Annotated in this window: 11 protein-coding genes and 1 other RNA gene; all 12 read left to right on the forward strand. The window is 50.6% G+C overall.

Annotated features, from left to right (window positions below; all coding sequences use genetic code 11):
• Positions 1 to 36 precede the first annotated feature (36 nt).
• The 12 genes from leuC (at position 37) to QZX60_RS02780 (ending at position 12,779) form a co-directional block, all read left to right on the forward strand.
• Entirely contained in the window at positions 37 to 1,299 is a 1,263-nt protein-coding gene (gene leuC / locus QZX60_RS02725; RefSeq protein WP_295361102.1) for a 3-isopropylmalate dehydratase large subunit, read from the forward strand.
• 25 nt (positions 1,300 to 1,324) lie between these two features.
• Positions 1,325 to 1,819, forward strand: coding sequence for a 3-isopropylmalate dehydratase small subunit (gene leuD, locus QZX60_RS02730; protein ID WP_295361105.1), 495 nt, complete (start codon positions 1,325 to 1,327; stop codon positions 1,817 to 1,819).
• A gap of 21 nt (positions 1,820 to 1,840) precedes the next feature.
• Positions 1,841 to 2,902: a 3-isopropylmalate dehydrogenase gene (gene leuB, locus QZX60_RS02735; RefSeq protein WP_295361107.1), complete on the forward strand. Its 1,062-nt coding sequence runs from the start codon at positions 1,841 to 1,843 to the stop codon at positions 2,900 to 2,902.
• 18 nt (positions 2,903 to 2,920) lie between these two features.
• Positions 2,921 to 4,564, forward strand: coding sequence for a dihydroxy-acid dehydratase (ilvD, locus tag QZX60_RS02740; protein WP_295361110.1), 1,644 nt, complete (start codon positions 2,921 to 2,923; stop codon positions 4,562 to 4,564).
• A 22-nt stretch (positions 4,565 to 4,586) separates the two neighbouring features.
• Positions 4,587 to 6,254, forward strand: coding sequence for a biosynthetic-type acetolactate synthase large subunit (gene ilvB, locus QZX60_RS02745; RefSeq protein WP_295361113.1), 1,668 nt, complete (start codon positions 4,587 to 4,589; stop codon positions 6,252 to 6,254).
• A gap of 138 nt (positions 6,255 to 6,392) precedes the next feature.
• Positions 6,393 to 7,145, forward strand: coding sequence for an A24 family peptidase (locus QZX60_RS02750; protein ID WP_295361114.1), 753 nt, complete (start codon positions 6,393 to 6,395; stop codon positions 7,143 to 7,145).
• Between the two features lie 69 nt (positions 7,146 to 7,214).
• Positions 7,215 to 8,036, forward strand: coding sequence for a hypothetical protein (locus QZX60_RS02755; protein ID WP_295361117.1), 822 nt, complete (start codon positions 7,215 to 7,217; stop codon positions 8,034 to 8,036).
• Between the two features lie 55 nt (positions 8,037 to 8,091).
• Entirely contained in the window at positions 8,092 to 9,135 is a 1,044-nt protein-coding gene (locus QZX60_RS02760) for an SGNH/GDSL hydrolase family protein (protein WP_154576694.1), read from the forward strand.
• Between the two features lie 11 nt (positions 9,136 to 9,146).
• On the forward strand, positions 9,147 to 10,526 hold the full coding sequence (gene radA, locus QZX60_RS02765) for a DNA repair protein RadA (protein ID WP_295361122.1): 1,380 nt from the start codon (positions 9,147 to 9,149) through the stop codon (positions 10,524 to 10,526).
• A gap of 65 nt (positions 10,527 to 10,591) precedes the next feature.
• Positions 10,592 to 10,770, forward strand: a non-coding RNA gene (gene ssrS, locus QZX60_RS02770) — 6S RNA.
• Between the two features lie 41 nt (positions 10,771 to 10,811).
• Positions 10,812 to 11,636: a tyrosine-protein phosphatase gene (locus tag QZX60_RS02775; RefSeq protein ID WP_295361125.1), complete on the forward strand. Its 825-nt coding sequence runs from the start codon at positions 10,812 to 10,814 to the stop codon at positions 11,634 to 11,636.
• Positions 11,637 to 11,642: 6 nt separating this feature from the next.
• Positions 11,643 to 12,779, forward strand: coding sequence for an HRDC domain-containing protein (locus QZX60_RS02780; protein ID WP_295361127.1), 1,137 nt, complete (start codon positions 11,643 to 11,645; stop codon positions 12,777 to 12,779).
• Positions 12,780 to 12,856: the final 77 nt, after the last annotated feature.

Genomic DNA, 12,856 nt, shown 5'->3' on the forward strand with positions numbered 1-12,856 from the left:
ATCATCAAATAAGTTTACAAATAAAGGAGAAACACTATGGGAATGACAATGACTCAAAAAATACTGGCGGCACACGCCGGTGTGGATTCTGTCAAGGCTGGGGATTTGATTATGGCCGATCTCGACCTGGTTTTGGGCAACGACATCACCTCGCCGGTGGCCATTAATGTTTTTAAGAATTTAAACACGAACAAGGTCTTCGATCAGGACAAGGTGGCGCTGGTGCCAGATCACTTTGCACCGAACAAGGACATTAAGGCGGCTGAACAATGCAAGACTGTCCGCGAATTTGCCGGTACACAGAAAATTTCAAATTATTTTGAAGTGGGCCGCATGGGCGTCGAACACGCGCTGCTTCCTGAAAAGGGGCTGGTGACGGCCGGTGATTTGGTCATCGGCGCAGATTCCCACACCTGCACCTACGGGGCGCTGGGCGCATTTTCTACAGGCGTCGGTTCAACCGACATGGCAGTGGGCATGGCGACCGGCAAGGCGTGGTTTAAGGTACCGTCCGCTTTGAAATTCAATTTGACCGGAAAAATGAAGCCTTACGTTTCGGGAAAGGATTTGATTCTCCACATCATCGGGATGATCGGCGTTGACGGCGCACTTTACAAATCGATGGAATTCGTCGGACCTGGAGTCGCCAACTTGACGATGGACGACCGATTCACCATTGCAAACATGGCGATTGAAGCCGGCGGCAAAAATGGCATCTTCCCGGTCGACGAACAGACTCTCGCTTACATAAAAGCACATTCTGAAAAACCGTACACGGTTTACGAAGCCGATGACGATGCGGAATACGATGCTGTCTACGACATCGATCTGTCTGAACTCAAGCCGACAGTGGCTTTCCCGCATCTGCCGGAAAACACCAAGACTGTCGACGAAATCGAAGAACCGGTCAAGATCGATCAGGTTGTAATTGGTTCGTGTACCAACGGCCGCTTCTCGGATTTCGAAAAGGCCGATAAAATCTTAAAGGGCCGTAAGATTTCGGACGATGTCCGCGTCATTATCATTCCGGCTACACAGAAAATTTGGGAACAATGTATGGAAGCCGGCTTCTTCAAGGATTTTGTCGAAGCGGGATGTGCGATCAGCACCCCAACCTGTGGGCCCTGCCTCGGCGGCTACATGGGGATTTTGGCTGCAGGTGAACGCTGCGTGTCGACGACAAACCGCAACTTTGTCGGCCGCATGGGGCACGTGGATTCAGAAGTGTATTTAGCCAGCCCGGAAACAGCAGCTGCATCGGCAATTTTAGGCTACATTGGCACACCAGACGAATTATAAGAGAAACAGAAAGAGGAAAATCGATATGAATGCAAAAGGAAAAGTATTTCGCTACGGCGACAATGTCGATACCGACGTCATCATTCCGGCCCGCTATTTGAACACCAGCGATCCGCTGGAATTGGCGCAGCATTGTATGGAAGATATCGACAAGGATTTTGTCAACAACGTCCATAAGGGCGACATCATCGTCGCGGACGACAACTTCGGCTGCGGTTCTTCCCGCGAACACGCGCCGATTTCGATCAAGGCGTCCGGCGTGTCCTGCGTCATTGCCAACAGCTTCGCCCGTATTTTCTACAGAAATTCGATCAACATCGGGCTGCCGATCTTGGAATGCCCGGAAGCAGTCAAGGTCATCGAAGCCGGCGATGAAGTTGAAGTGGATTTTGATTCAGGCAAAATCACAGATATCACGAAGAATCAAAGCTTCCAGGGTCAGGCGTTCCCGCCGTTTATGCAGGAATTGATTCAGGCTGGCGGCTTGGTCAATTACGTCAATGAAAATATGCTGAAATAAGGGAAATAGAGGAGAATAACCATGGAATATAAAATTGCTGTAATCAAGGGTGATGGTATCGGTCCGGAAATTGTCGGCGCGAGCATGAAGGTGCTGGACAAAATCGGCGAAAAATACGGCCATCAGTTCAATTATCATGAAGTGTTAGCTGGCGGCATCGCCATCGATGAAACCGGCTCACCGCTGCCCCAGGAAACGGTCGACGTCTGCAAGGCCTCCGATGCGGTGCTGCTCGGCGCCATGGGCGGCCCGAAATGGGACAATCTGCCAGGGGACAAGCGTCCGGAAGCGGGCCTTTTAGGCATCCGCAAGGCGCTGGGGCTGTACGCCAACCTGCGTCCAGCCATTCTTTTCGATGAACTCCGTGACGCGTCGCCGTTAAAACCGGAATTGATCGGCGACGGCCTCGACGTTTTGGTCGTCCGCGAGTTGACAGGAGACGTCTATTTTGGCGAAAAGCACAGAGAAGGCGACGAATACGCTTCAGATTTGATGAACTATTCCCGCATGGAAGTGGAACGCATTGCGAAGGTTGGCTTCGACGCCGCGATGCGCCGAGGCAAAAAACTGACCTGCGTCGATAAGGCTAACGTGCTCGAAACGTCCCGCCTGTGGCGCAAGATCGTCAAGGAAGTGGCCGAACAGTATCCGGAAGTGGATGTGGATTATTTCTACGTCGACAACGCCGCGATGCAGCTGGTCATCAACCCGCAGCAATTTGACGTCATCCTGACGGGCAACCTTTTCGGCGATATCCTCTCCGATGAATCGTCGACCATCACAGGCTCCATCGGGATGCTGCCGTCCGCTAGTCTCGGCGAAAACAACTTTGGGATGTACGAACCGATTCACGGCTCCGCACCAGATATCGCAGGACAGGATAAGGCCAATCCAATCGCGACGGTTCTGTCTGTGGCGATGATGCTCAGATACACCTTAGGTCTCGAAAAAGAAGCGAAAAACATCGAAGATGCCGTAGAAGCGACCTTGAAACAGGGCTGGCGCACCGGCGATATTGCAACACCGGACGACGATGTGATCGGCTGCCAGGAAATGGCACAGCACATCATTGAAAATTTATGATGAAGTGGTGAGAAGCAAATGAAAAAAATCAAACGAACTGCCGCAGCGTATTCGTTGTTCAATGCGCTGGGCTATACCAAAGAAGAATTGGAACGTCCGCTCGTCGGCGTGGTCAATTCCTACAATGAAATCGTCCCAGGCCACATGAACCTGGATAAAATTACAGAAGCCGTCAAGGCGGGCGTCCGTCTCGCGGGCGGCACCCCGATTGAATTCCCGGCGATCGCCGTCTGCGACGGGATCGCGATGGGCCATCAGGGCATGAAGTATTCCCTCGTCACCCGGGAACTCATTGCGGACTCGACGGAAGCGATGGCCATTGCCCATCATTTCGACGCGTTGGTGATGATTCCGAACTGTGACAAGAACGTGCCGGGCCTCTTAATGGCGGCGGCCCGTCTGAACCTGCCGACCGTATTCGTCTCCGGCGGCCCGATGCTGGCTGGTCACGTCGGTGGCCGGAAGGTCAGCCTCTCTGCGATGTTCGAAGCCCAGGGCGCGCATCAGGCTGGGAAAATTAACGATGCACAGTTTGACGATTTTGTACAGCACACCTGCGAAACCTGCGGCTCCTGTTCAGGGATGTACACGGCAAACAGCATGAACTGTCTGACCGAAGCGATCGGGATGGGCCTTAGAGGAAACGGTACCATTCCAGCCGTCTATTCTCAGAGACTGCGTCTGGCGAAGCACGCGGGCATGCAGGTCATGGAAATGATCGAAAAGGATATCCGCCCCCTCGATATCATGACAGAAGCGGCTTTTTACAACGCGCTGACCGTCGATATGGCGTTGGGCTGCAGCACCAACACTATGCTCCATCTGCCGGCCATTGCCCACGAAGCGGGCGTGACGATCAATCCGGACATCGTCAACGAAGTGTCCGACCACACGCCAAACCTCTGCCATTTAGCACCGGCAGGCGATACGCATATCGAAGATCTGAACGCGGCCGGCGGGGTTTACGCTGTGATGACGGAACTCAATAAAAAAGGTCTGCTCGATTTGGACTGCATGACTGTCACCGGAAAGACCATGGCTGAAAACCTGAAGGGTGTTCAGAATTTGGATCCTGAAATCATTCGTCCGATCGATCACCCGTATATGGAAAAGGGCGGCTTGACCATGTTGAAGGGTACGCTGGCCCCGGGGACCGGTGTCATCAAACAGTCCGCCGTGCTGCCGGAAATGATGGTTCACGAGGGTCCAGCCAAAGTCTTCGATTCTGAAGAAGAAGCACAGGCTGCGATCGATGGCGGAAAAATTGTCAAGGGCGATGTGGTCGTCATCCGTTACGAAGGCCCGAAGGGCGGCCCGGGCATGCGCGAAATGCTCAACCCGACATCCGCCATCATGGGAATGGGCTTAGGCGATTCTGTCGCCCTGATCACAGACGGCCGTTTCTCGGGCGCGACGCGCGGTGCCTGCATCGGACACGTTTCACCGGAAGCAGCAGCTGGCGGACCGATCGCCTTCGTCGAAGACGGCGACCGCATCCGGATTGACATTCCGAATAGAACCGTTGATTTGCTTGTGTCAGAAGAAGAAATGGCAAAACGGAAGGCCAATTGGACACCGAAGACGCCGGATATCACGACCGGCTATTTGGCAAGATACGCCAAATTGGTTTCTTCGGCTAATGAAGGCGCGGTCTTAAAATAAAGAGGGAGTCACGGAAATCAATATGAATCTAAACAGTCAGAAATTAAAGGGTTCGGAAATTGTCGTAAAGTGTCTGCAGGAACAGGGTGTGGAATACGTGTTCTCATATCCAGGCGGTGCGGTTATTCCGCTGTTTGACGCTTTTTATCGGATGGATCACAATATCCATCAGGTTGAACCCTGCCACGAACAAAACGGGATTCACGCGGCGGAAGGCTACGCCCGTGCCAGCGGCAAAGTCGGGGTCGGTATCACGACCTCAGGTCCTGGAGCGACGAATGCGGTTACAGCCATTGCCGATGCACACATGGACTCGACGCCGCTGGTCGTCTTCACCGGCCAGGTTACGCAGCAGCTTTTGGGGAAGGATTCCTTCCAGGAAGTTGACATCACGAGCATCACGCTGCCGATTACGAAACACAATTTTATCATCAAGGACATCACGATGCTGGCGCCGACGATCCGCGAAGCTTTTAGGATTGCTCAAAGCGGTCGGCCGGGGCCAGTGGTCATCGACGTGCCGAAGGATATCTTTTTAGCGGAAACAGTCTACACGCCGGAAAAACCCTATCTGCTCGATGTCAACCGCCCGACACCGCAGCGCGACGCGTTAAACCGCGCGGCTAAATACATCAATAGAGCGGAACGCCCGGTAATTTACGCCGGCGGCGGCGTCATCAAAGCGGGCGCCTCGGAAATGCTGGTCAAATTTGCAGAAAAGACCGGAATTCCTGTTGCCAATTCGCTGATGGGCTTAGGCAGCATTCCGAGAGACAACCCGTTGTCATTGGGGCTTGTCGGGATGCACGGCTCTCAGGAATGCAACCTCGCAGTCATTAACTGCGACACGCTCATTGCCATCGGGGCCAGATTCTCAGACCGCGTTACCGGGAATATTAACGAATTCATGCGCGACAAAAAGATCATTCAGGTCGATGTCGATGCCACTGAATTTGAAAAGAACGTCGAAGCGAACGTGCATATTTGTGCGGATGTCGCCGATGTGCTGCCGAAGCTTTACAATCTGGTGGAAGAAAAATCTTATCCGGAATGGTACAAGCAGATTGCAGAATGGCCGCTCGAAGAAAAACCGGAAACGGAATACCATCCGAAGACGATCATTCATCACATTAATAAGGCCTTTGAAGACGCCTACGTGGTGACGGAAGTCGGTCAGCATCAGATGTGGGTCGGTCAGCATTGGAAATTTAAATTCCCCAATCAGTACATCACATCCGGCGGCTTAGGCACAATGGGATTCGGCATGGGTGCCGCCATTGGCTGTCAGTTTGCCCATCCGGACAAACAGGTGCTTCTGATCGCAGGGGACGGCTCGTTTAGAATGAACTTTACAGAATTGACGACGATCCGCCGCTACAATCTGCCGATCAAGATTTTCCTGTTTAACAATGAAACCCTCGGGATGGTGCGCCAGTGGCAGAAATTGTTCAACGACCGCCGCTACGCCCAGACGGATTTGACGGATCACGCGGTGGATTATTTGAAATTGGCTGACGCGTTCAGCATTAAAAATTACGACGTCACCGATTTAAAATCTCTGGATCAGACCCTGGAAGAAATCAAAGATCTCGATGAACCGGTGCTGGTCAATTGCCACATCGATCACGACGAAGGCGTGTATCCGATGGTTCCGGCAGGGAAGCCGATTGACGAAATTTATTACGAATAATTCGATCCTTTTCAATAAGGATTTCGATAAAGCGAGGCTCAGGTCTCGCTTTTTTATTTTTATTTATGAGTGCAGGACTTTTCTTTTTTGTAAAATATTGTATAATATATGCAGAAATGAATAGCGCGGGTTGAAATCATGATGCAGATTATTTTTTCGTGGATCATCGGTTCGGTTTTAGGCAGCTTTGTAACCTGCTGGTGTGACAGACAGATATCCGGCCAATCCATTTTGTCAGGCCGCAGTCATTGCGATGCATGCGGTCAGGTGGTGCGCTGGCGGGATTTGATCCCGATTGTCTCCTACATCCGCCTTAAGGGAAGGTGCCGAGACTGCGGCGCCCCGATTGGAATCACCTGCCTGATCAACGAAATTCTACCGGCTGTGCTCTTCGCTTATTTTGCGTATAAGTGGGGATGGCAGCTCTGGTCAATTCGATTGGCGGGGCTTACGCTGGTGCTGATGGCGGTCTCGACGATTGACGCCCGTGAGCAGATTATTCCGAATGTCTTAATCGTAACAGGGACCCTCTGGTGGATTTTGACGACGCGGCTGCTTCATTTATCCTTTTTAAAAGGGTTTACCGGCGGATTGGTTTTAGGCGCCTTGGTCTGGCTCACAGCAGTCATCATGGACCGCATTTTAAACCGCGAATCCCTTGGCGGCGGTGACATTAAATTGTTCTTTATGACAGGGCTGTATGTGACCATCAATTTTGCCTTTTGGCACTTAATCCTTTCGGCGTGTACAGGCTTGTTGATTTACAGCATCAAGGGGCACAAGGGCCAGAATGAAGAAGAGCTGGCATTTGGGCCGGCGATTGCAATATCCACGATGGTTTGTCTCTTAATAGAGCCAATTTTTGTACGATTCTTTTCGTCATTCAACTAATCATTAAAGAGGGATACAAGAAAAATGAAGAAAAAAGGGAAAACATTATTAACGGGTTTGGGATTGATTTTGACACTCGCACTGTGTTTGACGGCCTGCGGCACCAGCAAAACGCAGGAGATCACGTCGAAAAGCCATAGTGTTATCAAGTCCATTGGGACGGCGTCCAATAATTTGAACGCGTACAAGGCCAAGGTTCAGAATAAAACGGGCAAAAAGATCACCAGCGTCGAAATCAAAAATTCGATCGACAATGAGTACGGGGACGATTTATTGGATTCGGGCGACACCTTCAAAAATAACGAGGTGCGCTACATGTACTACGACGCGACAGATGCCGTGAATACCGCTCAGGAAGATGGCAAGGAAGAATCGTCGATTAAATATTACGTCAAAGTGACACTGGACAACGACTCGACTTACGTAATCAGCAAATTCCCCTTCAATAAAATCAAGGGAACCGCGAAAATTTACTTTGATTCGGATAAAGAAGTCTGTTACTTAATTTATACCAATAAATCTGGAAAGAAGATCAATACTAAGAAAAAAGAAAAGAAGAGCGGCACGTCTTCATCTTCCAGCAGCTCATCGTCCTACAATGATTCTTCGTCGAGCAGCTCGTCGTCGTACAGCAGTGGACGTTACGGTGTCGGCAGCAGTGCAAGCAACGGCTATTCAAGTGGGACAAGCGATTATTCAAGCGGACAAAGCAGTGGAAGTAGTAATAAAGGTACTGGCGGATATAAAGCTTATCAAACTAAACAACCACAACCAGCTTCTGATAAACCAACTACCAACCCACCAACTACTGACACAACAAATAACGGTACAACAACACATCCTGCTCCAAATACAGACTCTAACAATACAAATAGTACGGTCAATCCATAATTCGAGCAAAAATATTTGTAAAGAATAAATAATAATTAGTGAATTTTTACGCAACATGAATTTAATTAAACAATTAATAACACGAATTTTAGCCATCACTGCCATCATCATTTTGGCAGTGGTGGCTTATTGCGCGTGGAGCGCGCCGTATTTTAAGCAGCTTGGCGTGCTCGGCGGCGTTGAGATCCAACAGCCCAAAATGCCGGCGATCAATTGCTGGGGCGACAGCCTGACGCAAGGGGCCTTTGGCGATGGCGAGACCTATCCCAAAGCCCTAAGGCGCATTATTGCGCGCCAGCTGACGGCAAACGGTTATCCGCAAAGTGTGCCGGTTGTCCGCAATCTTGGGATCAGCGGCGAAACGAGTCTCGAAATCGCCTGTCGAGGCGGCCTCGCGATGCGGACTCAGTCGCCGATTCGCATTAATCAGGGTGAACGGCAGATCTTTAGAATCACAGCGGACGGCGGCAAGGCCGTTTCAATCCTGAGACTGGGCGATACGGGCGTCAATCCAGTTAAAATTGGCTCTGTCGTCGGGCGGCTCGATCGAATTGACGATGAGAATCATTACACCTTCACGCCGACGCACGTCCGCTATCAGGATACCCTTCCGAAAAATTCAAGGGTAGTTACCTACGCGGCTGCGCATTACCGCTCGGCGATCCCGGTGATTTTCATCGGGCAGAACGGCGGCTACAGCAATACCGCGGATTTGATCCGCCAGCAGAAGGCGATCATTCACAATCAAATCGGCGCAGAGCATCAGTACATTGTCGTGGGGTTGCACACCGGAACCGCGAAACAGCGGACGGCTTTGGAAAAAAAGATGCAGCAGACTTACGGTGATCATTACATCAATTTAAGAAAGATTTTGTCGAAAAACGGCACCAAAATCGCGGGCATCAAGGCGACAAAGGAAGACCGGCGCATGATGCGCGCGGGTATGGTACCGGCCAGTTTACTGGCAGACGACCATCTGCATTTCAACGCCAAAGGATATCGGACGGTCGCTAAAGTAATTTACGCGAGGATGACCGCACTTAAACTTATCCGTTATCCCCTTGGTGCGCAGTCAATTGTAAAGAATTATTACGAATAAAGGAGAGGCCTATGGCAAAAATAAAGACCCAGTACAAATGCAGCAACTGCGGCCACGTTGTGCCGAAATGGATGGGCCGATGCTCCCAGTGTGGCGCCTGGAATACCTTTGAGGAAGTGGTCGAGACGCCGAAGATTTCCGAGAAGGCTCGGCAGACCGGCCGGGAAAGAGGCGTTTACAACCAGCCCCGAAGACTTTCTGAAATTTCATCGAAGCAGGAAAATCGTCTTTCAACGAAAAACGAAGAGCTCGACCGCGTGCTCGGCGGCGGCATTGTCCGCGGCGGAGTTGCGCTGCTGGGCGGCGACCCCGGCATCGGGAAATCGACGCTGCTTCTTCAGATGACCGAAAACGTTGCGAGTCAAAATTACAAGGTGCTGTACATTTCCGGAGAAGAATCCGAGCAGCAGATCAAGATGCGGGCGGATCGGATGCACATTCAGTCGGACTCCGCCTTTTTTCTGTCTGAAATTAACATGACCTACATCCGCCAGACCGTGGTGAAGGAAAAGCCGAATCTGGTCATCATCGATTCGATTCAAACCATGTACAATCCCGAAATTACCTCAGCACCGGGGTCCGTGACACAGATCAGAGAAAATGCCAACGCCCTGATCCAAATCGCCAAGAAAGACGGCATCTCGATGTTTTTCGTCGGACACGTGACGAAGGAGGGCAATCTCGCCGGCCCAAGGGTGTTAGAGCACATGGTCGATACGGTTTTGTATTTTGAAGGCGAGAAATACCACGCGTACCGAATGCTTCGGGCTGTGAAAAACCGTTTTGGTTCGACCAATGAGCTCGGTATTTTTGAAATGACGGATCGGGGCCTGCTTCCGGTCCAGAATCCTTCTGGGACGATGCTTGTGTCCAGGCCTCAAAACACCTGCGGTTCGGTGGTCGTCCCGATCGTGGAAGGCACGCGGCCGCTCTTGGTCGAACTTCAAGGGCTGGTTTCCGCGTCGGATTACGCGAACCCCAGGCGCATGGCAACGGGCTTTGACTACAACCGCATGATTCTGCTGGTTGCGATTATGGAAAAACGGATGGGGCTCAATATGAAGCAGATGGACGCGTACATCAACATTGTCGGCGGCATCCGAATCGATGAACCGGCCGCAGATCTGGCCGTATGCTGTGCGCTGTATTCCAGCTACAATGATTTTGAAATCCCAAGGGATATGCTGGTGATCGGCGAGGTTGGCCTGACGGGAGAAGTGAGAAATATTCAGGATGTCGACAAACGGCTGACCGAAGGGAAGAAGCTGGGCTTTACGCGGTGTATCCTGCCGAAGAGCAACGAAAAGGCAATCGAGAAAGTTGGCAAGACGTTAACGCTTTATCCAGTCGACAATATCGCTCAGGCCTTTCACGCTTTAAAACGCAAATAATTGAAAACGCAACGAATCGGCAATATTTTATCCTTCACAAAAAAATAAAAGTAGATTATAATATAGGTATCCTGAAGTGTACGTTACCACACTATTTTTGAACCTACATCTTTTTACAGGGAGTCTGGATGTTCTTTGCTCGATGCCGAGCCACCTCGAGTGGATGGCAGAGAATGTGAAGACAAGACACCCACCTAGCATCCGCTAGGCGTCAAAAATATGGGACGGCACATTCGGGATTTTTTAATTTCAGAATCAATAATAGAATAAATTTGTGATAATCCTATGAAAGAACAGTTAGAAAGAGATCAAATCATCCATTTGTCCGGTACGGACAATACCCGCGATTTGGGCGGCCTGCAGACGGCAGATCACCACGTGGTCCGGCGGGGAAGACTTATTAGAAGTGATCATTTAAACCGCCTCACAGAAAAAGATTGTACAATATTATCAGAGCAGTACAAGGTAAAGGTCGTCGTCGATTTGCGGAGAGAGAGTGAATCTAAGCGCCAGCCTGACCAGGCGATTGCCGGGGCGGTTTTGGTGCACGACCCACTGGTTCCGGAGATTGCACGGGCCAAAACCTTCGCTCAGATTAGCGGTGTAGGCGAATTGATGCTTGAATCCGTGCATCATATGAATGACGATGTATTGGCTTACCAAACCGAGCGTTATGCCGAGGCGGCTTTGTCTGATTTTACAGCCGAGGCCATTCAGAAATGGGTGGCGCTTTTGCTCGATACGGAGGACGGCGCGGTGCTCTGGCACTGCACGGCAGGCAAGGACCGGACAGGTGTTTTGGCGGCCTTGATTCTTTTGATTTTAGGGGTGCCCATCGAGACGGTAAGAGCGAATTATCTACTCACCAATCAAATCATTCGTCAGAAAATTCAATGGATCGTCGATAAGACGCGGGACGTCACCACAGATCTCAACTTACTCAAACAGGTCGAGCTGCTCTGCTCCGTTCACGGCAATTATTTCGATGCGGTGATTTCAGCGATCGAGGCCCATTACGGCAGCTTGTCTAAATACGTCCACCAGCATCTGCACATTTCGGATGAAATGATTGCAGCGCTTCAAAATTCGTACTTAATTTCAAGGAGGTAAATGTAGATGTCACCCGTTTATTTGGCTGCCATTGCACTTGTCATTGCAGTGGTCATCGTCATTGCGGTCGTTGGATCCAAGAAGCACACAAAAACGCCGCCCAAAGCGCAGCAGCTTTTTGATGACGACAAAACAAAGCAAGATGACGATTTGTTTGAGGATGTGGAGATCATGGCCGATCAGGATAATGGTCCGTCCCTTGAAGAACGTTTCCTCGCTGAAACGGTCAAGGAGGTCTCAGGAGAGCCGGATCGTCTTTACAATAACACCTACGTGCCCACGCCGGACGGCGGCACACACGTGGTGCATTTGATGCTCAGAGAAACAAGTGGCTTTTATATTTTTAGATATTTGAGTCTGCCCTCGGGTTGGATTGTCGGTCAGGAAGGGGCGAGATGGTGGATCCATTTTGATTCGCCTGAAGTAAAGAATTATTTTGACAACCCGATTACGACTATTGACGATGACGTGAAGACCATGCTGTCTTTCTTTCCGGGCACATCTCCGGAATATTATCACGGGTACGTCGTTGTCGACGACCGATGCGAAATTCGCGAGGTGGATACCGACACCCATGTGAGGGTTATTTTACTCAGCGATCTGCCAAAAATTCTCAAAGCGGATCTGGAAAACAACGCTGAGGTGTTTTCGCCTAATATGGACCGCATGATGAGCCGGGTTTTAGCGACGATGAAAAATAACGTCGGTCTCGAACAGCGGCTGACCCATTTAAAAAAGGAAATGCAGGAAGAAAACGAACAAGTGCGGAAAATGCGCACGGCCTCCGATCAAGCGGTTCAGCAAACCAGAGTGTACGACCCCAACGAGCTGAGTGACGAACAGAAGGCAGCTATTCGCAAAATACAGGAAAAGGCCATCGAGGACCGAAAGCAGCGGCCAGAGGATCATTTTACGCGCTCGGAGCTCGCCTTGCGTGAATCGCTGATTTTGTGGCGAAAACAGCAGGCTAATGCTGAGGCTAAAGCAGAGAATGAAATTTTGTCCGATGAAGGTATGATTCATATCATCACCGTTAAACCCAAAACCATTGATCAATTGCAGCAGGTTTCCGGAATGAATCAGGAAGCTGCAGCGCGATACGGAGAAGATCTGCTTGAGATGGTGAAACACATGCCCGTTTAAATCACAGGCCGCCGATGAAGAACCGGCGGCTTTTTTTATTGGAAGCCTTGATTTTAAAAGCGAATGTGATATAATGA

Origin of the sequence: uncultured Pseudoramibacter sp. (assembly GCF_903789625.1) — a bacterium.
In the GTDB taxonomy this organism is placed as follows: domain Bacteria; phylum Bacillota; class Clostridia; order Eubacteriales; family Eubacteriaceae; genus Pseudoramibacter; species Pseudoramibacter fermentans.